This window comes from Photobacterium sp. MCCC 1A19761, from assembly GCF_037389125.1.
GTDB lineage: Bacteria > Pseudomonadota > Gammaproteobacteria > Enterobacterales > Vibrionaceae > Photobacterium.
Map to the genome: position 1 here is coordinate 93,594 of NZ_JAZGTF010000003.1, position 21,667 is coordinate 115,260.

Annotated in this window: 18 protein-coding genes; 15 read left to right on the forward strand and 3 right to left on the reverse strand. The window is 55.4% G+C overall.

Annotated features, from left to right (window positions below; genetic code table 11):
* The first annotated feature begins 29 nt into the window (after positions 1-29).
* Positions 30-911 carry a LysR substrate-binding domain-containing protein gene (locus VV869_RS05480; protein WP_337733971.1) on the forward strand — a complete coding sequence of 294 codons (882 nt, stop codon included), beginning with the start codon at positions 30-32 and terminating at the stop codon, positions 909-911.
* Here the strand turns inward: VV869_RS05480 and VV869_RS05485 are convergent.
* Positions 908-2,728: a sigma-54-dependent Fis family transcriptional regulator gene (locus tag VV869_RS05485; protein ID WP_337733972.1), complete on the reverse strand. Its 1,821-nt coding sequence runs from the start codon at positions 2,726-2,728 to the stop codon at positions 908-910. The two genes, VV869_RS05480 and VV869_RS05485, sit on opposite strands and share 4 nt — an antisense overlap.
* A 359-nt stretch (positions 2,729-3,087) precedes the next feature.
* On the opposite strand from VV869_RS05485, the gene exaC reads away from it, so the two are divergent.
* The 6 genes from exaC to VV869_RS05515 all read left to right on the forward strand — a co-directional run bounded on the left by exaC (position 3,088) and on the right by VV869_RS05515 (position 9,252).
* Positions 3,088-4,608, forward strand: a complete 1,521-nt coding sequence (gene exaC, locus VV869_RS05490; protein WP_337733973.1) for an acetaldehyde dehydrogenase ExaC — start codon at positions 3,088-3,090, stop codon at positions 4,606-4,608.
* 239 nt (positions 4,609-4,847) lie between these two features.
* On the forward strand, positions 4,848-5,138 hold the full coding sequence (locus VV869_RS05495) for a co-chaperone GroES (protein WP_337733974.1): 291 nt from the start codon (positions 4,848-4,850) through the stop codon (positions 5,136-5,138).
* Positions 5,139-5,186: 48 nt separating this feature from the next.
* Entirely contained in the window at positions 5,187-6,782 is a 1,596-nt protein-coding gene (gene groL, locus VV869_RS05500) for a chaperonin GroEL (RefSeq protein ID WP_337733975.1), read from the forward strand.
* 50 nt (positions 6,783-6,832) lie between these two features.
* On the forward strand, positions 6,833-7,042 hold the full coding sequence (locus VV869_RS05505) for a hypothetical protein (protein ID WP_337733976.1): 210 nt from the start codon (positions 6,833-6,835) through the stop codon (positions 7,040-7,042).
* 145 nt (positions 7,043-7,187) lie between these two features.
* Positions 7,188-8,714 (forward strand): bifunctional GNAT family N-acetyltransferase/carbon-nitrogen hydrolase family protein, encoded by a 1,527-nt coding sequence (locus VV869_RS05510; protein WP_337733977.1) that lies wholly within the window; start codon positions 7,188-7,190, stop codon positions 8,712-8,714.
* Positions 8,715-8,802: 88 nt separating this feature from the next.
* Positions 8,803-9,252: a DUF3429 domain-containing protein gene (locus VV869_RS05515; protein ID WP_337733978.1), complete on the forward strand. Its 450-nt coding sequence runs from the start codon at positions 8,803-8,805 to the stop codon at positions 9,250-9,252.
* Between the two features lie 36 nt (positions 9,253-9,288).
* Here the strand turns inward: VV869_RS05515 and VV869_RS05520 are convergent, their stop codons facing one another.
* Positions 9,289-9,780: a hypothetical protein gene (locus tag VV869_RS05520; RefSeq protein ID WP_337733979.1), complete on the reverse strand. Its 492-nt coding sequence runs from the start codon at positions 9,778-9,780 to the stop codon at positions 9,289-9,291.
* Positions 9,781-10,298: 518 nt separating this feature from the next.
* Here VV869_RS05520 and VV869_RS05525 point away from each other — a divergent pair.
* The 7 genes from VV869_RS05525 (at position 10,299) to VV869_RS05555 (ending at position 19,365) form a co-directional block, all read left to right on the forward strand.
* Entirely contained in the window at positions 10,299-11,171 is an 873-nt protein-coding gene (locus tag VV869_RS05525) for a mechanosensitive ion channel family protein (protein ID WP_443147296.1), read from the forward strand.
* Between the two features lie 268 nt (positions 11,172-11,439).
* Complete coding sequence (gene nosR, locus VV869_RS05530; RefSeq protein WP_337733981.1) at positions 11,440-13,575, forward strand: transcriptional regulator NosR; 2,136 nt, start codon at positions 11,440-11,442, stop codon at positions 13,573-13,575.
* Between the two features lie 84 nt (positions 13,576-13,659).
* Positions 13,660-15,558, forward strand: a complete 1,899-nt coding sequence (gene nosZ / locus VV869_RS05535) for a TAT-dependent nitrous-oxide reductase (RefSeq protein ID WP_337733982.1) — start codon at positions 13,660-13,662, stop codon at positions 15,556-15,558.
* A 121-nt stretch (positions 15,559-15,679) separates the two neighbouring features.
* Positions 15,680-17,002 (forward strand): nitrous oxide reductase family maturation protein NosD, encoded by a 1,323-nt coding sequence (locus VV869_RS05540; protein ID WP_337733983.1) that lies wholly within the window; start codon positions 15,680-15,682, stop codon positions 17,000-17,002.
* A gap of 4 nt (positions 17,003-17,006) precedes the next feature.
* Complete coding sequence (locus tag VV869_RS05545) at positions 17,007-17,990, forward strand: ABC transporter ATP-binding protein (protein ID WP_337733984.1); 984 nt, start codon at positions 17,007-17,009, stop codon at positions 17,988-17,990.
* A complete protein-coding gene (locus VV869_RS05550) occupies positions 17,987-18,805 on the forward strand; it encodes an ABC transporter permease (protein WP_337733985.1) in 819 nt (272 codons plus the stop codon). The genes VV869_RS05545 and VV869_RS05550 overlap by 4 nt, the downstream gene beginning before the upstream one ends.
* A gap of 41 nt (positions 18,806-18,846) precedes the next feature.
* Positions 18,847-19,365 (forward strand): nitrous oxide reductase accessory protein NosL, encoded by a 519-nt coding sequence (locus tag VV869_RS05555; protein ID WP_337733986.1) that lies wholly within the window; start codon positions 18,847-18,849, stop codon positions 19,363-19,365.
* Between the two features lie 84 nt (positions 19,366-19,449).
* Here the strand turns inward: VV869_RS05555 and VV869_RS05560 are convergent, their stop codons facing one another.
* On the reverse strand, positions 19,450-20,796 hold the full coding sequence (locus tag VV869_RS05560; protein WP_337733987.1) for a magnesium transporter: 1,347 nt from the start codon (positions 20,794-20,796) through the stop codon (positions 19,450-19,452).
* Between the two features lie 247 nt (positions 20,797-21,043).
* Between VV869_RS05560 and VV869_RS05565 the strand changes: the two genes are divergently transcribed.
* Positions 21,044-21,613, forward strand: a complete 570-nt coding sequence (locus VV869_RS05565) for an SOS response-associated peptidase (RefSeq protein WP_337733988.1) — start codon at positions 21,044-21,046, stop codon at positions 21,611-21,613.
* Positions 21,614-21,667: the final 54 nt, after the last annotated feature.

Sequence of the window (21,667 nt, forward strand, 5' to 3'; positions counted from 1 at the left end):
CATCCCCTCAGTCTGTGATGGAAAAGAATATGTTCAATTGGGAAGGTGTCAGTGAGTTTGTCGCCGTGGCGGAAGCGGAGAGTTTTACCGCCGCCGCCAAGCGACTCAGCATTTCAACCGCTCAGGTCAGCCGCCAGATCAGCGCACTGGAAACCCGGCTGGGCACTAAGCTGTTTTACCGTACCACCCGCAAGGTCTCGACCACCGAAGTTGGCCGCGTCTATTACCAGCACTGCCGCCAGGTGCTGGACGGCCTGGAAGAAGCGGAGCGAGCCATCACGCACCTGCAGAGCACGCCCCGGGGAACCCTGCGGATCACCGCCCCGGTGACCTATGGTGAAGGCACGATTGCCCCGCTACTCAATGATTTCGCCTGCCAGTATCCGGAGCTGACGATTGATTTGCACCTGACGAACAATAAGGTCGATCTGATAGAGGAAGGGTTTGATTTGGCGATCCGCCTCGGCAAGTTGGAAGACTCCAGCATGATGGCCAAGCGGCTCGGTGCCCGGATCATTTACGTATGCGCTTCACCGGACTACCTGTCCCGCTTCGGGCGCCCGGACTCCCTGTCTGAGCTTGATGCCCATAACTGCCTCAAAGGCACGCTGGATTACTGGCGATTTCAGGAAGGCGGCAAGTCCCGTAATATCCGGGTGAAAGGTTCGCTGCGCTGCAACAGCGGCCATGCGCTGACCGATGCGGCGCTCAAAGGGCTGGGCATTGTCCAGCTCCCGGACTACTACGTCCAGCCTTATCTCGACAGCGGCCAGCTCATCCCCTTGCTGACCCAGTTCACCGAAAATGACGACGGGATCTACGCCCTGTATCCACACAATCGCCACCTGTCACCGAAAGTCCGGCTGCTGGTCGATTTCCTCAACGAGCAGCTACAGGATAAGCCTGCTTAAGTTGAACTGATCCCGAGTTTCCGCAGTTGACGATACAGCGTGTTGCGGCTGATCCCCAGCATCCGGGCCGTCTTGCTGATATTGCCCTTGTTGGCGCGATAGGTCTCGATCAAGGTATCAGACAGCGTCGTTCGCAGATCTTTGCCGATTCCCGACACCTGAGCCGTCCGGGGCCGGGGGTGCTGTACCAACGGCGTCGCAATATGCTGCGGCAGGTGCGCCAACGTCAGCTGCGCGGCATGATCAGACAGTAAAGTCGCCACCCGTAACACGTTGTCCAGCTCTCGAATATTACCCGGCCAGGCGTAACCGGTCAGCAACTGCATCAGATGCGGACAGATCGCCTGCGCCTGCCGCCGGTGCTGACGGTGAATGGCCTCAATCAAAGCGGTGCGATCCTGACGCTCGCGCAGAGCCGGTAGGGTCAGGATCAGGCCATTGAGCCGGTAGTAGAGATCCTGACGGAACTGGCCCTCAGCCACCAGTTGTTCCAGATTTTTGTGCGTTGCGGCGATAATCTGAATATCGACCTGCTGCGCCTGGTTCGAGCCAATCGGCACCACTTCTTTTTCCTGCAGCACATGCAGCAGGCGGCACTGGGCGGCCAGCGGCATATCGGCAATTTCATCAAGAAACAGAATCCCGCCGTCAGCCTGGCGCACTTTGCCGTGATAGCCCTGTTTGCTGGCCCCGGTAAACGCCCCCGGCGCATAGCCGAACAACTCCGATTCAATCAACTCCTGCGGCAGTGCGCCGCAATTGACCGCGACCAGTGGCCCGGCATGGCGCAGGCTGTGGCGGTGGAGCTGTTTGACGAATTCCCCCTTGCCGACCCCAGTTTCCCCGAGGATCAGCAAGCTGATGTCTTTGTTGATCAGTTTGCATGCCTGTTGCCAGGCCTGTTCAATCTGATCATCGCCATAATGAAGCGGACAAGACGGAGAATAGACCCGGGCACGGGGGAGCGACTCATGGGCCGGCGTTTCAAGCGGCTGACAATTAAGCACCAGCTCGCCGGCCGGAAGTCGCATGGCACTGGCCCCGGTTTGAGGACGCGCCAGCAGCGATTCCAACTGCTCCCCGGCACGCTGGGTCTGGGCCAGTAACCGAGTCGCCACCGCATTTTTTGCCAGGATCCGGCCATCGGCATCGGCTATCACAATGCCCTGCCAGCCACTGTCGAGCAGCGCGGAATCGCAGGCGATATCCACCCGGAACTTGCCGTTCGGGATCTGACACAGCAACGCATTCTCGATTTGCTGCACCATGGTCTGGATCAGCATCCGGATTTGCTCCGAGTGCACCTGCTGCTCACTGGTGATATCTAACACTCCCAGCAGCTCCCCGGTCGGCCCGAACACCGGCCCGGCCGAACAGCTGATAAACCGGTGCTGGCGGATAAAATGCTGATCCCCGATCACCGAAACCACCCGCTGATCGGCCAGCGCAGTGCCAATCGCATTGGTGCCTTTAAGGCTCTCCTGCCAGCATACGCCGGACTCCAGCGCAATACTGGTCAGCCGCTGTTCAAAACGTGACTGCCCCCAGGCGCCGATAATCACCCCCTCCTGATCGGTCAAGAGCAACCGGCTGTTGGAGCCAGCCAGCATCTGATTAAACAAGGGCATGGCCCATTGCTCGACCACCCGGATCAATTCCTGGGCATGGAACTGCCGCTCTGACAACTGCTGCTGATCCAACCGGATATGCTCCGGTGCCTGTTGTTGCGCCAACCCGGCCTGCTCACTGCGGCGCCAGGACTGTTCCAGCCAATTTTCACGCCAGGGAGATAGATCGGTCTCGAGAAATGGGTGCATAAGCCAACTGTTCCAGGTTGTCACAGAGCAACTGTTCCATTTTGTAACACTTGAACAGTTTCAAGCGGTTACCGCTGCTCTGGGTGAATTTAACGAGGGGTTAACAAATTTTTATTAATCATAGCGTTACAAAACATTAACAACAAGTCTGCAATTCTGGCCCGTGCTTTGCGTTAGTAAGTGGGACGGAACACATCAGAACACCATAAAAATCAACGTGCTGGAACGGGCCTTGCGAGGCATCGCGACCCGGCCGAAAACATAACGTGAACAGGCCGTGACCTGAGATAGATAGATCGGAATCACCCATCATCACGAATCGGGGACACGGCTCACCCATAGCAAAGAAGGAAGGATCTATGATTTACGCACGACCTGGCACCGAAAACGCTGTGATCACTTTCAAGTCGCACTATGACAATTTCATCGGCGGGGAGTGGGTCAAACCCGTCGGCGGCGAGTACTTTGACAATATCTCGCCGGTCAATGGCGAGGCATACACCAAAGTCGCCCGCTCCGGGGAAGCAGACATCAACCTGGCGCTGGATGCAGCGCATAACGCCCGCGCAAGCTGGGCTGCCACCAGCGTAACCGAACGTGCCAACATCCTGCTGAAAATTGCCGACCGGATTGAACAGAACATTGAAAAACTGGCCGTGGCGGAAACCTGGGAAAACGGCAAGCCGGTGCGTGAAACCCTGGCCGCCGACCTGCCGCTGGTGGTTGATCACTTCCGCTATTTTGCCGGCTGTATCCGGGCTCAGGAAGGCTCTGCCGCCGAGCTTGATGCCAATACCGCCAGCTACCACTTCCCCGAGCCCATCGGTGTGGTCGGGCAAATCATTCCGTGGAACTTCCCGATGCTGATGGCAGCGTGGAAACTGGCCCCGGCTATGGCCGCTGGCTGCTGCGTGGTCCTCAAACCCGCCGAGCAAACCCCGACTTCTATTCTGGTGCTGATGGAAACCATCGGCGATCTGATCCCACCGGGTGTCCTCAACGTGGTCAACGGCTACGGCCAAGAAGCCGGTCAAGCGCTGGCCACCAGCAACCGCATTGCCAAGCTGGCCTTCACCGGCTCAACCGAGGTCGGCAATCACATTCTCAAGTGCGCCGCAGAGAACCTGATCCCATCGACGGTTGAGCTGGGCGGCAAGTCACCGAATATCTACTTTGCCGACATTTTCGATCATGAAGATGCCTACCTGGACAAATGTGTCGAAGGGCTGCTGCTGGCCTTCTTCAACCAGGGCGAAGTCTGCACCTGCCCGTCTCGGGTGCTGATCCAGGAATCGGTTTACGACAAGTTCATCGCCAAAGTCATCGAGCGCGCGAAAACCATCAAGCAGGGCAACCCGCTTGATACCGACAGTCAGGTCGGTGCTCAGGCGTCGAAAGAGCAATTCGACAAGATCCTCAGCTATCTCGATATCGGTCGCAACGAGGGCGCGGAAGTGCTGATCGGCGGGCATGCCATCAAACAAGGTAACGGGCTGGAACAGGGTTACTACATCACCCCGACCATGCTCAAGGGGCACAACAAAATGCGGGTATTCCAGGAAGAAATCTTTGGCCCGGTCATTGCCGTGACCACCTTCAAAGATGAAGCCGAAGCCCTGGCAATTGCCAATGATACCGAGTACGGCCTGGGTGCTGGCGTCTGGACCCGCGATACCAACCTTGCCTATCGCATGGGCCGTAAGATCGAAGCCGGACGTGTCTGGATCAACTGCTACCACGCTTACCCGGCGCATGCTGCCTTTGGCGGCTACAAGAAATCCGGGATCGGCCGAGAAACCCATAAAATGATGCTGGATCATTACCAGAACACCAAGAACCTGCTGGTGAGCTACGACGTCAATCCACTGGGCTTCTTCTAAGCCACGTACCTTTTCCGCAACTGACCCTGACATGGGCCGCCTTTGGCCCATGTCATGTTTCAATTACTGAAAATTATCAACACAATAAAAAATTTTTTTCAAAAAATTCCCTTGAACTTTTTTTTCCCCACCCTATATCAACCGGCGAGAGCGCAGGTAAGCGCCTCTGGTCACTTTCCTTCGACCAATGATAACTATGTCTTTTATTTTGAATACTGATTAAGTAGGAGGCACTCCCAATGAAGATTCGTCCTTTAAATGACAAACTGATTGTCGAGAGACATGAAACTGACAATACATCAGAGGGCGGAATTGTTCTTACATCCCAATCGGTTAAAAAATCTAACCGGGGTAAAGTACTGGCTGTTGGACAAGGCAGGCGCCTGGAGAGCGGCGAACGGGCAGTCTTGGATGTCAAAGTCGGTGATACCGTCATCTTCAACGAAAGCTATGGTGCTAAAACGGAGAATATCGACGGTAAAGAATACCTCATCCTTTCGGAGTCAGATGTATTGGCTGTTGCTGAGTAATTCATTCGTTGTGATTAATACGTTGTAATTCATTAAGGAGCTAATTCAATGGCAGCGAAAGATGTCTTATTTGCGAATGATGCGAGACAAAAAATGCTATCCGGCGTCAACTTACTGGCAGATGCAGTCAAGGTGACACTGGGCCCGAAAGGCCGAAACGTGGTACTCGACAAGTCCTTTGGCGCCCCGACCATCACCAAAGATGGGGTTTCAGTGGCCAAAGAGATCGAACTGGAAGATAAGTTCGAAAACATGGGGGCTCAGATGCTCAAGCAAGTGGCCTCCAAGGCCAATGACGAAGCCGGTGATGGTACCACCACCGCCACCGTTCTGGCCCAATCTTTGATCAACGAAGGACTGAAAGCGGTTGCCTCCGGCATGAACCCGATGGATCTGAAGCGGGGTATCGATAAAGCCGTGCATGCTGCGGTGGAGCAACTTCGGGAGATGGCCCAGCCTTGTAACGACAAGCAATCTATCGAGCAAGTCGGCAGCATTTCGGCCAACAGCGATAACGCGATCGGGACGATTATTGCGGACGCAATGGAGCGGGTCGGCCGGGACGGCGTGATCACCGTTGAAGAAGGTCAGGGGATGGCGAATGAGCTATCCGTGGTCGAAGGCATGCAATTTGATCGCGGCTATTTGTCTCCTTATTTCATCACCAACCAGGAAGCCGGGGCGGTCGAGTTGGACAACCCTTATATCCTGATGGTCGACAAGAAAGTCAGCAATATCCGAGAGCTGCTCCCGATTCTGGAAGCTGTGACTAAAGCCTCTCACTCCTTGCTGATTATTGCGGAAGATATTGAAGGGGAAGCACTGGCGACCCTGGTCGTGAACAGCATGCGCGGCATCGTGAAAGCCGCGGCAGTGAAAGCACCTGGCTTTGGTGATCAACGTAAGGCCATGCTGGAAGATATTGCGGCCCTGACCGCGGGAACCGTCATCACGGAAGATCTCGGTCTGGAGCTTGAGAAAGTCACCCTGGAACAGTTGGGTCATGCGAAGAAAGTGACGATCACCAAAGACAACACCACGATTGTCGATGGCGCTGCGAGTGAACAAGCGATTCAGGATCGAGTCGCCCTGATCCGCAACCAACTGGAAAACACCACGTCTCAATACGACAAAGAGAAGCTGCAGCAACGCATCGCCAAACTGTCCGGCGGGGTTGCCGTGATTAAAATTGGTGCGGCCACCGAAGTGGAAATGAAGGAGAAGAAAGACCGTGTCGATGACGCGCTGCACGCAACCCGTGCAGCCGTCGAGGAGGGGATTGTTGCCGGTGGTGGTGTGACCCTGACTAAAATTGCCCATGCCCTATCCGGCCTCAAAGGGGACAATGATGATCAGAACGTCGGCATTCGTGTTGCCCTTCGCGCCATGGAAGAGCCGCTGCGCCAGATTGCCGTCAATGCGGGCGATGAAGGCTCTGTCGTCGCCAATGCCGTAAAAGCAGGCGATAAACACTACGGTTATAACGCCGCAACCGGCAAATATGGTGACATGTTCGAGATGGGGATTCTGGATCCGGCAAAAGTCACGCGCTCTGCACTGCAGTTCGCCGCTTCCGTTGCCGGGCTGATGATCACCACTGAAGCCATGGTCACTGAACATCAATCCCAAGAGGGGAAAGCTTAAATCCACTCGGCGGGCCGGACTTCGGCCCGCCACTCAATGTCGAGGTGTTTATGAATCGCTATCCATCGTGGCATTTTTCAATCGCAGAAAGCTATTCTGGCCCCGGTCAGGCCACCTGGCCTGCTGCACTCAACTTTCCGATCATGCCGGCAGGCCGGTTGTTTTCCATCGACAACTATTTACCTAAGCCCCCTAAAGTGATCATCTTCACCCTGGCTCTGTCGTCAATTCAGAACGCAGAGAAGATGAGAGTCCATTAAGCTCCCGGCCTGAGTGATTTATTTTTCCTTGCTCATTATCAGCCATTTTTAGCCTGAGACTCAGGCTGTCCATCTGTCACCCCACAAGCCGTATATACTTACCGTATTGGCAGGCCGTAACCCCACCGAATTACAAGGAAAAAACATGGAGAACAATACGCCCCTGTTGAACCTTCGCAATATCGAACCCGGCGATTACGATGAGCTGGCGGCCCTGATGGATTTGGTGTTTTACGATGTGGGCGGCGCCTGGCCACGAATGACCATTATGGATTTAATCCACCAGTTTCCCGAAGGCCAGATTTGTATTGAAGACAGCGGTAAAATTGTTGGCGCCGCGTTGACGATTAAAGTCGACTACAACCGGCTCTCCCTCAGCCACACCTACGCCGATATCGTTAATGAGCAAAATGTCATCCAGAACCAGGCCAGCGGAGATGCCATGTACGGCCTCGATGTGTTTGTCCATCCCGACTATCGCGGCCTGCGCCTCGGGCGTCGGCTCTACGAAGCCCGCAAAGAGGTCTGCCGCAATCAAAACTTCAAGGCCATTCTGGCCGGTGGCCGGATCCCCGGTTATCACGCCGTCGCCAACAAGTTGTCCGTGCTGGAATATATCGAGAAAGTCAAACGCAGAGAGATCCATGATCCCATCCTCTCGTTCCAGCTCTCGAACGGTTTTGACGTCAAACGGATCATGAAAAACTATCTGCCGGAAGATGATAAATCCTGTGGCTACGCGACCCTGTTGGAATGGGATAACGTGTTTTATGAAGAAGAGGTCCCGTTGCTGGAATCGGAGAAAAGCTTAGTCCGGCTGGGGATCGTCCAATGGCAGATGCGTCCGATGCTTTCCCTGGAAGATTTAATGGATCAGGCCGAATTCTTCGTCACCTCACTGTCCAATTATCAGGCCGATTTCGTGTTGTTTCCTGAGTTCTTCAACGCGCCCCTCATGGGTTTGAAAACCGGGTTAAATTCGGTTGAAGCCATTCGGTTTCTGAGTGAGTTTACCGAAGATATCAAACAGCGCTTTTCGCAGATGGCCGTCACCCATAACACCAATATTATTGCCGGCAGTCTGCCGATCCTGGAAAACGACCGATTGTACAATGTCTCCTACCTGCTGCACCGAGACGGCTGTATCGATGAGCAGTATAAAATCCATATCACCCCTCATGAACAGCGCGACTGGGTAATTGACGGCGGCGAGAAAATCAAGGTATTCAACACCGATGCCGGGCGGATCGGCATTTTGATTTGCTATGACGTCGAGTTCCCGGAACTCGGACGCATGATGGCCGAGCAAGGCATGCAGATCCTGTTTGTCCCCTTCTGGACCGATACCAAAAATGGTTACCTGCGCGTCCGGCTGTGTGCCCAGGCGCGGGCGATTGAAAATGAGTGCTATGTGGCGATTGGCGGCAGTGTCGGTAACCTGCCGCGGGTGGATAACGTCGATATTCAGTATGCCCAATCTGCGGTGTTCTCACCTTCCGACATCTATTTCCCCCATGATGCCACCATCACGGAAGCCAGCCCGAATACGGAAATGATCATTTTTGCCGATGTCGACTTGGATAAACTCAAATATCTCAATAAAGCAGGCTCGGTCACCAACCTGCGTCATCGCCGGATGGATCTTTACGGCCCGTTGAATCGCAGCAAGTAGTTGAATTGCAAAAATTAGTCGAATTACAAAAAGTAACCGATTAATAAAAAGGAAAGACGTCTTCAATCTCAGCTATCAGGAGTATTTTATGGAACAACCCGTCACGAACCTCATGACCCGGCTCGCCTACTTAGGGTTACTGCCTTTCATCATCAGCCTGATTTGCCTCTGGACCGACACCCGGTTATTCGATATCCCGCCGCAGCAACTGTTCATTGCCTATAGTGCGGTGATTTTAAGTTTTCTTGCCGGGATACTATGGGGCAATGCCATTGACCATATCCGGCATCAACTCAGCCGCAATGCCCTGATCCTGAGTATTCTGTTCTCGCTGATCGCCTGGGGGGTACTGCTGCGCGCACCCGAACACTTTGCGCTGTCGGTCTTGTTGCTTTTGTTCGGTTTTGTTGCAGTGTGGTTTGCCGAAATGAAGATTCGCCAAATCGAAAAGGAAGGCCAACCTGCCGATTACCAACCCATGCGAAACCGGCTGACCGGGATTGTCGCCCTGATCCATCTCATTGCCCTGGCAAGTTAACGCACTGGCGCAAGATCAGGGCTCAGGGGACAGAGCTTAGCCGGAGACCGGCTTGAAGTGGAGCACTTCCATGGTCTGCGGGTGGATCACCTGATATTCGCTGTCCGAGTAGTCTTTCACAATGATGTGGCCGCTTTTCGGTATCACCTGCTTGGCCGAACCGACCACATGGTGGGCTTTAAATGCCTGACCGGTGATTTTCAGGATCCCGGTGATCGCCCCTTCTGAATGATCGTTGGCATTGGGGTTAATCGACATCACAAAGCCGCCTTTCTCATTCACCTTCAACAGGAAATGACGTCCCGGCCCCGCAAATGCCTCCCAGCTCCCGACCGGCATCGGAATGTCCTGCAAACTGGCATGGTGAAGATACAGATTCCGATGCTCTTCCGATTCCGGGCGGTATTTCGAAGCCAGGAATTGATACTTCGGCTCATTCTCGTGGGGATCCGGCGCCCCCTGCAAGATGAAAAAGCCAACGCCACCCAGGATCGACAAGGCGACGAGTAATTGAATAAAACGGATCACATTGAGTCCTTCTTTCGCACAGGTGGGCCCCTGCGCTTCACTTCCACACGATTTATAATTATCTGCCCGGCGGCACATCTTTGTGCCAGATAGCTGGTCCGCAACAGCGGCGAACCAAGGCTGTAGGTTGCCATATCCGGGGCATCCCCGACCATATGCAACATCAAAAAATCATCCACTCCGATCCGGCTTTTGTCGGGTCAGTCAACCCTTGCGTCACGAACCGGCAAGATGAGCGTACAGTTTGTCCCCAATCTCCCCCGACCCTGCTGCCCGACTCGCTCGCCGAACCGATGATTTATGGAGTATAGAACAGGAAATTCAAATACATGCAACAATGCTCCAGGATCGCCATTTCAGCTGAAAATAATCTTTCCGGCGATATTTACTTCCTGCCAAACATCATGGAGAATTTTCAGCCTTTATGTCGAGAATGACACCAGAACTGCTTAGCTGCTGTCCCTGTCTCACCTGCGCTGGCTAAGCGCGAACAAATCCGAAAGAAACTGAACATGAATGTGGAATATTTTAATTTAATCGCCGACTACCTGCTGCAGCACAAACTGCTGTTCAGCGCCCTGCTATTCAGCATCATGCTGCTGCTGAGACGCTTGACGATCTCGCAGATCCGGGGAGACGATAATTTCCTCAGCGATGATCAGCGTAAATGGATTTCGCGCACCAAAAACGGCACGTTTACGGTGTTGCTACTGTTGATGTTCATCCTCTGGCAATCGGAGATCAGCAAGTTTGCCCTGTCGCTGACGGCCATTGCCGTGGCGGTGGTGGTCGCATCGAAAGAGATTATTCTTTGCTTTACCGGCTCTATCCAGCGCGCCAGCTCGCGCTCGTTCCAGATTGGCGACTGGATTGAAGTCGGCTCGCTGTGCGGCGAAGTGATTGAGCACAACCTGATGGCCACCGTGATCCAGGAAGTCGATATCCATCACGGCAACTATCACTATACCGGGAAGACCGTCACCCTGCCGAACAGCATGTTTTTCAGCATCCCGGTGAAGAACCTGAACTTTATGAAGCGCTATGTGTATCATCATTTTTCAATCACGATCCGCGAAACGGTGAATCTGTTTCCTCTGGTGCCGATCATGCTGGCGAAAATCGACGAGCATTGCGAAGATTTTGCCGAAGTGGCCAAGCGGTACAACCATGTGATTGAACGGCACGCCGGGGTCGACTTACCGGGTGCAGAGGCGCACATTCATATCACCAACACCGATACCGGCGAACAACTGGTGCATTTTATGCTGTTTTGTCCGACCAACCGCGCCGCGGAAATTGAACAGCTGATCCGGGAAGATTTCATGGGCCTGTACTGCCATCACTTCCAGAACAAAGAAAAAATGGTGATGCAGCCTCAGCAGGTCGTTTAAGCCGACGAGCCCCTAATACAACGCATCCTCAAGCCAGCACATCCCCAACAGCCGCCTTCCCGAAGGCGGTTTTTTTATCCGCGCGCGAATTCCAGACCCACAACCGATCCCCCGACCATATCGCCCAAGCGATTATCTACCGATCTCTCAGTTTGAGCCGAGATATGTAACCAGTTGTAACTAAATTGATCTCAATCATATCCGACCATAAAGTTGTAAATAGAATACAACTTAAAAATCATCAGGGCCGATCTTGGTCAGGGAGTGAATGGTGTCCAGGTTCAATCGAGTCAGCGCAACCGCAATACAGCTCATCCTTGCAGCTTTTCTTTGGATTGGCGGGATCTCTCCGGCCAGCGCCCTGTTTGTCAGCCCGCCGAAGGATCCGCTGCCGTTGATCAAAGCGACCTTTCCACAAGCAACCCGGATCACTGACAAAACCGGTGAGCCGCTGATCCGCGAGATTTATCAAGCGCAAACGATCCTTGGCTATGCCTTTGAGACCAACGATATCACCCCGATCCCAGCCTACTCCGGCGAGCCGGTCAACATGCTGGTTGTCATCGACCCACAAGGGCAATACCTGAACGCCCAGGTGCTGGAACACCATGAGCCGATTATTCTGGCCGGGATCCCGGAGCACAAACTGACCACCTTTGCCGAGCAGTATTTGGGTTTATCCGTGTCTGACCGGATCAAAGTGGGCGGCAACACAGAGCCCGGCTACGTCGCTATCGATGGGCTGTCCGGCGCGACCGTGACGGTCAAAGTGATGAATGCCGCGCTGACCAAGGCTGCCACCAAAGCCGCGCAATCACTGGGGATCATTGAAACCGAACAAGGCATTATCCAACCGCCCTCAACCGTGATTCAGGAGCAGTTTGAGCCGGCAACCTGGCAGCAGCTCACCGGGGACGGCTCGATCCGCAAACTCTTTCTGACCCGAGAAACTGTGGATCAGGCCTTTATCGGCACCGAAGCCGAGCAAGTCGACACGGCACCGGCCGGAGAAGAGCAGACAATGTTTGCCGAGTTGTATTACGCACTGGCCGATGTCCCGACCATTGGTCGCAACCTGTTTGGCGATGCGGATTACCAGTGGCTGATGTCGACCCTCAAATCGGGGGAGCACCTGGTGGTCGTGCTAGGCAATGGTTATTCGTTCAAAGGCTCCGGCTATGTGCGCGGCGGCATTTTCGACCGGATCCAGGTCCACCAGCACGAGGGGGAAATCGATTTTCGCGATCTCGACCATCACCGCATCACCGACCTCTATATTCCGGGCGCACCTGCGTTTCAGGAGATGTCTGTCTTTCGCATTCAGGCCCATCATGATTTTGATCCCGGTGCCGACTGGCAGTTGGAGCTGCTGGTACGCCGCCAGACCGGGCCGATCGACAGTATTTTTTCCAGCTTCCGCGCTAATTACGACATCCCGGATCACTACGTTGATACCCCACCAGCGATTGTTCCCGAGCCGGAATTGTCGCTCACCGAGCAGGTGTGGCAAGAGCGCCAACTGGAAGTCATCATCCTGGCGACCCTGCTGCTGACACTGCTGCTGATCCTCTTTTTCCAGGATCTGCTGGTGCGCCACCCCAAATTCATGCACAACCTGCGTCATGTATTTTTAGTGATCACCGTGGTCTTCATCGGCTGGTCGTGGGGCGGACAGCTCTCCGTCGTCAACGTCTTTACCTTTTTGCATGCCCTGATGTCAGAGTTCTCCTGGGATCTGTTCCTACTCGACCCGATCATTTTCACCCTCTGGAGTGCCGCCGCGGTGATCCTGCTGCTGTGGGGACGCGCCGTCTATTGCGGCTGGCTCTGCCCGTTCGGCGCCCTGCAAGAACTGATCAATGTCGCCGCGCGCTACGTGAAAATCCCGCAATATGAGCTGCCGTTCGCAGTCCATGAGCGTCTGTGGGCGATCAAGTACCTCATTCTGCTGGGCTTGTTCGGCCTCTCGCTGGACTCCCTGGCCCTGGCCGAGCAGTTCGCTGAAGTCGAACCTTTTAAAACCACCTTTTTACTCAAATTCGATCGGGAATGGCCGTTTATCGCCTGGGCGGGATTCCTGCTGATCCTCAATCTGTTTCAGCGCAAAACCTTCTGCCGCTATCTCTGCCCGCTGGGCGCAGCACTATCGGTATCGAGCGGTGCCCGGCTGTTCAGCTGGCTCAAACGCCGTCCCGAATGCGGCCAGCCCTGTAAAACCTGCGCCAAAGAGTGCGAGATCCAGGCCATTCACCCGGATGGCACCATCAATATGCGCGAGTGCCATTACTGCCTGGATTGCCAGATCACCTACTACAACGAAACCAAATGCCCGCCACTGAAAAAGCTGGCGCGCAAGAAACGCCGGGATACATCACAAGACATCCCGATCAGCGTCACCGAATAACAACACAGCGCGATATTGCGCAGCCCCAATAACAACGATTCCAGAACACAATTGTGTCGATGTGAACGGTATGGAGAACCACCCATGAGTGACAACAAAAGCAATGATCTGACCTCGACCCCAGACGCCCCACAAAACGAATCACGGCGTAAATTCTTCGGCAAAACGGCGGCGATCGGCCTGGGGGCCGCCGTTGCCCCGATGTCCGCAGCCATGTTTGCGTCCATGGCGCAGGCCAAAGCCAAAGAAGCCAGCAATACCCCGTTTGTTCACCCGGGGGATATGGATGAGTACTACGGTTTCTGGAGTGGCGGTCACTCCGGCGAAGTCCGGATCCTCGGCCTGCCTTCCATGCGGGAGCTGATGCGCATCCCGGTGTTCAACACCGACAGTGCCACCGGCTGGGGGCTCACCAATGAAAGTAAGCGGATTAAAGGCGACAGCGCCAACATTCTGGTCGGCGATTCGCACCACCCGCATATGAGCATGACGGACGGCCGCTATAACGGCAAATACGTGTTCATCAACGACAAAGCCAACAGCCGGGTGGCCCGGATCCGCTGTAATGTCATGAAAACAGACAAAATGCTGACCATACCGAATGTGCAGGCGATCCACGGGCTGCGGGTACAGAAGGTGCCGGAAACCAAGTACGTCGTCTGTAACGGCGAGTTCGAGATCCCGATGAACAACGATGGCAAAGCCAGCCTGGAAGATGTCAGCACCTACCGCTCGCTGTTCAACGTCATTGATGCCGAGAAAATGGAAGTCGCATTCCAGGTAATGGTCGACGGCAACCTCGACAATACGGATGCCGACTACGACGGCAAATACTTCGCCTCCACCTGTTATAACTCTGAGATGGGGATGAACCTGGGCGAGATGATCACCGCCGAGCGCGACCACGTGGTGGTGTTTAACCTGCCGCGCTGTGAAGCCGCCCTCAAAGCAGGCAAGTATAAAACCTACAACGGCAACGATATCCCGGTGCTGGACGGCCGCAAGGGCTCCGACCTCACCCGCTATATCCCGGTTCCGAAATCGCCCCACGGCCTGAACACTTCTCCGGGCGGGAAATACTTCGTCGCCAACGGCAAGTTGTCCCCGACGGTTTCAGTGATCGGCATCGACAAACTCGACGACCTGTTCAACGACAAGATCCAGCCACGCGATGCCATTGTCGCCGAGCCGGAGCTCGGACTGGGGCCGCTGCACACCGCCTTTGATAACCGCGGCAATGCCTACACCACCCTGTTCCTCGACAGCCAGATTGCGAAATGGAATGTCGAAGATGCAATCAAAGCCTACAACGGCGAGAAGGTGAATTACCTGCGCCAGAAGCTGGATGTCCACTACCAGCCCGGCCACAACCACACCTCCCAGGGTGAAACCCGTGATGCCGACGGCAAATGGCTGGTCTCACTGTGTAAGTTCTCCAAAGACCGCTTCCTGCCGGTCGGCCCGCTACGCCCGGAGAACGATCAGTTGATCGATATTTCCGGCGATGAAATGAAGCTGGTCCATGACGGCCCGACGTTCGCCGAACCCCACGACTGCATGATTGTCCACCGCAGTGTCGTTAAACCGCAAAAGCTGTGGACCCGGGACGATCCGATGTTCGCCGAAACCCTGGCGATGGCGAAAAAAGACGGCGTGGACGTGATGACCCAGAACAAGGTGATCCGCGATGGCAACAAGGTACGAGTCTACATGACCTCCGTTGCGCCTAACTTCGGCCTGACCGAATTCAAGGTCAAGCTCGGGGATGAAGTCACCATGGTGGTCACCAACCTGGACATGGTCGAAGACGTTACCCACGGCTTCTGTATGACCAACCACGGGGTCCAGATGGAGATCGGGCCGCAGGCCACCGCATCGATCACCTTCATCGCCGATAAGCCGGGCGTGCAATGGTACTACTGCAACTGGTTCTGCCATGCCCTGCACATGGAGATGCGCGGCCGGATGCTGGTTGAGGCCTAGGCCCCGTCACCAAGCGCCCACAACAAGGCGCTCGCAGCCAAGCGCCATCACTCAGTGATGGCGCTTCATCGGCCTAATAAACGATATCTTGCGGACCCAAATCACGACCAAAGAGACAGTGATGATCAAAACGATAACAGCTTTGCTGATGCTGCTGTGTCTCCAGCCGATTGCGCTGGCCGAGACGATTCGGGTCTCGGTGACCGATAACCTGCAGCAGATCCTCGACACCGCAGCCGATGGCGATGTGATCACCCTGGCTGCCGGTGAATATCCCGGTAACTTTGTCATCCGCCACGCCGTGACCCTGCAAGGCACGCCGGGCGCGGCAATCAATGCTGGCGGACAAGGGCACGCCTTGCAGCTGCAAAGCGAGCATATTCAAATTGAAGATCTGACCATCACCAACTGGGGGGGCGATCTGACTGCGCAGCATGCCGGCATTTATGCTGACCAAGCGGCCAGCCATCTGGTGATCCGCAACAATACCCTCAAGGGAGACGGCTTCGGGATCTGGCTCCAGGGCGGCCAGCACCTCCAGGTCGAAGGCAATACCGTCACCGGCAACCCGCAGCTGCGCTCAGCCGATCGCGGCAACGGGATCCAATTGTCCCAAGTGCAGCACGCCGAAGTGAGCAACAATATTGTCAGCCATACCCGTGATGGCCTCTACATCATTGCCAGCCAGAACAATGTATTGAAAAACAATACGATGCATGACCTTCGCTACGGCATTCACTACATGTACTCCCACAGTAACCGGGTTGAGAACAATCTGGCTTACCGCACCCGGGCCGGGTATGCCCTGATGAGCTCCCGCCAGCTGACCGTGGTCGGCAACGAAACCCGTGACAGCGAGGATTACGGTTTTCTGATGAATTTCATTACCTACTCGACGATCAGCCACAACCGGATTCAAAACGTCTGGACCAAGCCGGAGCACAAGGTCAACGGCCGGGAAGGCAAAGGGTTGTTCGTGTACAACTCGGGCTACAACACCTTCAGTTACAACACCATCGACACCGCAGAGATCGGCATCCACCTCACCGCCGGTTCGGAAAATGTCAAAGTGTTTGGTAACACCTTTCTCAACAACCCGGTTCAGGTGAAATATGTCTCTAACAGGAAGCAGGAGTGGAGCCAGGACGGCATCGGCAATTTCTGGAGCAACTATCTCGGCTGGGATCTCAACCATGATGGTCGCGGAGACACACCGTTCGAGCCCAATGACGGCATCGACAAGCTGGTCTGGCAGTATCCGGAAGCCAAGGTGCTGCTCGACAGTCCGGCCATCCTGATGCTGCGTTGGATCCAGAAACAGTTCCCGGTACTCAAGCCTGCCGGAGTCAAAGACAGCTTTCCGCTGATGCGCCCTTTCACCCAAACACAGCCAGCATCGGCCCATACACAGCGACAACCGGCGACGCAGCCGACATCGGGGTAATCCTATGACCGCAACCACACCGATTATTTCACTCAGCCAGACGGGCAAACGCTATCAACAGTTTGACGCGCTGCAAGCCGTTGACCTTGAGCTGCAAGCCGGAGAAGTCCTGGGCCTGTTCGGCCATAACGGGGCCGGTAAAACCACCCTCATGAAAATCGTGCTGGGCGTGATCCCGGCCAGCAGCGGGACCGTGCGTATTTTCGGCGTCGACCCGCAATCGCGACAGGCCTGGCAAAGCCGCCGACAAATCGGCTACCTGCCGGAGAATGTCAGTTTCTATGATCAGTTGACCGGCCTGGAAGTGCTCACTTACTTTGCCCGGCTCAAGCAAGTGGGCAAAAAAGATGTCCTGGCTCTGCTGGCGCAGGTCGGTCTCACCCATGCCCTGAAGCGGCAAGTCAAGCACTACTCCAAAGGCATGCGTCAGCGGCTCGGGCTGGCACAGGCTTTTCTCGGCGATCCGAAACTGCTGTTGCTTGATGAGCCGACCGTCGGGCTGGATCCCATCGCTACCCAGGACTTTTACCAGCGGGTCGATCAGCTCAAGTCCAACGGGACCAGCGTGATTCTCTGCTCCCATGTCCTGCCCGGCGTTGAGCAGCATATCGATCGGGCGATGATCCTGGCCGGCGGACGACAAAAAGCCATCGGTACCCTGGCTCAATTGCGTGAGGCTGCGAACCTCCCGGCGACTCTGCGTGTCCCCGCTCTGGCTGCAATCCTCACCAACGCCCCCGAACTTGCCCAATGGCAAACGGGCCCAGAGCAGTTACAGATCCCTGAAGCACAAAAAATCACCGTGCTCCGCCAGCTGCTGGGCGATCCGCAACTGCAGGATCTCCACTTAGAGCCCCCCAGCCTGGAGCAGCTCTATCAGTATTACCTCAACCAGAACGACACGCCGCTTCAACATGCCGTCGCGTCTTCAGCCCCGCAGCCAGACACTGCTGGCCGTCCGCTGACCCCACCGGAGGTTGCCTCATGAACGCCCTATTTGCCGTTGCCCTCAAAGAATTTCAGGATGGTTTGCGCAACCGCTGGCTGCTCTCGATCACCTTCATCTTTGCCGTCCTGTCGCTCGGACTCAGCTACTACGGCTCCGCCGCGTCCGGTCAGCTTGGCGTTGCCTCGCTCTCGTCCACCATCGCCAGCTTATCCAGCCTGGCGGTATTTCTGATCCCGCTGATTGCCCTGCTGCTGAGCTACGACAGCTTCGTCGGCGAGCAGGAGTCCGGCACCCTGCTGCTTCTGATGACCTATCCCCTCAGTCACCGGCAACTCCTGCTCGGCAAGTTCCTCGGCCAGGGCACCATAATCGGACTGGCAACCAGCCTGGGTTTTGGCAGTGCCGCCATCCTGATGACTCTTCAGACCGGTGCCAGCGAGGTGTTGCCGGCGTTTGGCTTGTTTATCCTCTCCGCGATATTGCTGGGCCTGTGTTTCATCGCCATCGCGTATGTGATCAGCCTGTCGGTGTCTGAAAAATCGAAAGCGGCGGGGATCGCCCTGCTGCTGTGGTTCTTCTTTGTGTTGGTGTTTGACCTGGCGCTACTGGCACTACTCATCGGCATTGAAGAAGGTCTCAGCCAATCGTTCCTGACGCAACTGATGTGGTTCAACCCGGCTGACCTGTTCCGGCTGATCAATCTGAGCGCGCTGGATACCGGAGATGTCAACGGCGTGCTGGCTGTCGCCCTCGATCAAAGCCAGTCCCTGACCCAGCTCCTTCTCATCATGCTTGGCTGGATCCTGGCGCCGCTGGCGCTGGCGGCGCTGATCTTCCATCACAAAAAACTCTAAATGCTGACTGGCCTGGTTAGGCCAACGACTAAGGATGACTTATGCGTACTTTGTTTTCTCTCCAATCTCTGTTTTCTCTCCAGTCCCTCGCCATGGCGCTTCTCCTGAGCCTGGGCGTTGCTTGCAGTGATCAGAACACCGAACAACAAGCCATGGTGCGTCAGGCCGCGGCCATCGAGCAGGCCGATGAATGCCACCTGTGCGGGATGATCATCAGCCGCTTTCCCGGTCCGAAAGGCGAAAACTACAGTAAATCCGCCACATCGGTGAATAAGTTCTGCTCCACCCGGGACTTGTTCAGCTATATTTTGCAACCGGATAACCAGCGCCAGGTGCAAGAAATCTATGTCCATGACATGAGCAAAACCCCGTGGCAAAAACCACAGGACGAATATTTCATGAATGCCCGTGAGGCCTGGTATGTCATCGGATCAGAGCAAAAAGGCGCGATGGGTAAAACCCTGGCCAGCTTCAGCCGTGAAGCCGATGCCAACAGCTTTAGGGACGAGTTTGGCGGCAAGGTCTATCGCTTCGATGAGATCAGCATCGAGATGCTTTAAAACACAGGAAGAGCAGTAAAACGACAAGAGGTGGCATCAGGCCACCTCTTGGAACGAATGTTTGTCGGCTTGTCTGGCTCGCCCCTAGATCAGCAGCAAGGTTCCCAGACCAAGGAAGGCCACAAAGCCGATAATATCAGTCACCGTAGTCAGGATCACCGAGCCGGACAGCGCCGGGTCAATTTTCAGCTTATCCAGCAGCACCGGCACGAACACCCCGGCCAGCGCGGCAGAGATAATATTGGCAATAATTGCCATGCCAATTACCCCGCCGAGCATCAGGCTGTCAAACCAGAATCCTGCCACCAGACCAATGATAATCGCCCACAGCACCCCGTTCAGCGCGCCGACCTTCATCTCTTTACTCAGCAGCGGCTTGAGGTTAGCCCGTGAAATCTGCCCGAGGGCCAGACCGCGCACAATCAGCGTCAGGGTCTGGCTGCCTGCAATCCCGCCCATTGAGGCAACAATCGGCATCAGGACGGCCAGCGCCACCACCTGTTGCAGCGTGGCTTCAAACAAACCGATAAACCAGGATGCCAGGAAAGCCGTCAGCAGGTTGATCCCCAGCCAGATAGCCCGGTTCTTGGCACTCCTGCGCACGCTGGAGAACAGATCTTCATCCTCATCCAGACCCGCGGTGGCCATGATTTGCGACTCGGCCCGTTCGGCCTGCAATTCATAGGCGCTGCCGATATCCAGGCGACCAATCAGCATCCCCCCGTCACTGATCACCGGCAGGGCCGACTCCGCACTACTGGCCACCTTATTTGCCGCGACATACACATCCTCTTTAGCATTCAGGGTCGGAAACTCAGGCTCTGCCAGCTCTGAGACCCGCAACAGGGGATCAGCGCCAATCAACTTGTTGAACCGCACCGCACCTTCCCAGTTCCCGCGCTGATCCACCAGGAAAATCGCATTACTGTGCGCCGGCATCATGCGCCGGACCAGCCGCTGGACCACTTTAATCTTGGTTTTCGCCGGCACCACCAGCGGTTGGTGATCACACCAGTGACCCACTTCGTCATCCGAGAATTGCTGCGCGGTGGAGAAGCGTTGCTGTTGTTCCTCGTCCATCCGCTTGATCACTTCTTCCATCAGGTGATCCGGCAGATTGTCCTGCAACTCCAGCAAGGTATCGGCATCAATGCCGGTAAAGAGCGCTAACAGGCTCGGCTCGTCTAACGAATCGATGATCGTCTTGCTGGCATCAAGGCGCATTTCCACCAGCACCGTCGCTTTCATCGCATCGGAAATCTGTTTCCAGGTTTCCAGACGATCTTCCTGCGGCAAGGACTCCAGCAACAAAGCAAGCTCAGTGGGCGACTTTTCCTGTTCAAATTGTTCTATCACCGCTTGCTGGGTGGTCGGGTCGAGATCGCTGGCCAGCAGCTCACTCACGGCACTCTGGAGTTCATTCTCTTGCATGGAAAGTCCTTCAAGTCAGATATTGATGCTACCAATCAAGCATATAGGCTCAATGCAACCCAGACAATTGCCTTCGTGCCACAGGCTTGGCAATTGTGCAAGCCACCGAGCCTGCGGGCCTGGGATCGCGCGAATTTTACACAGCTCCCGCCTGTGCCCATACTGAAATAGCTGATATTGGCGCAAGATTGTCCCGGCACTTTCACCGGCGATCAGCCGTACCGATTCAAGCCAGGAGGAACGCCCCATGTGTGGACGATTCAGTATTTCCGGCGATACCTTCAATCAAATGGTCCGTGACGACATTGGCTGTGCCTTCAGTGCCCAAGCCAGCCCGGATATTCGCCCCAGCCAGCAAATCGCCACCATTATTTATCAGCAGGGCCAACTGGCACAGCAAGAGGCGAGCTGGGGGATCAAACCGGACTGGGCGAAAAAACAGATCATCAATGCCCGGGCCGAAACCGTGAATGAGAAGAAACTGTTTCACCATGCGATGCAAAACCATCGCTGCCTAATCCCGTGCAGCGGCTGGTATGAATGGCATGAAGAAGGCGGCCCGCGCAAACAGAAATACCTGTTCGGCCATGCCGAGAACCGTCCGTTTTATATGGCAGGGATCTGGTTTCCCGGCGATACGCCGGAGCTGGTCACGTTGACGACCTCTCCGGATGAGACCTGTCGCCCATACCACGACCGAATGCCGGCGCTGATTCATCCCAAAGATGCCTGGCAATGGCTGGAAGGCAATATCACGTCGGCGATGCCGCTCCTGACCCCCGACAAATCTTTCCCGATCACGGTCACTGCCGTTTAGGCACCGATAAGCCAACTCAGCTAACGCACACAGGCGGGCAAACCATCGCGTTAT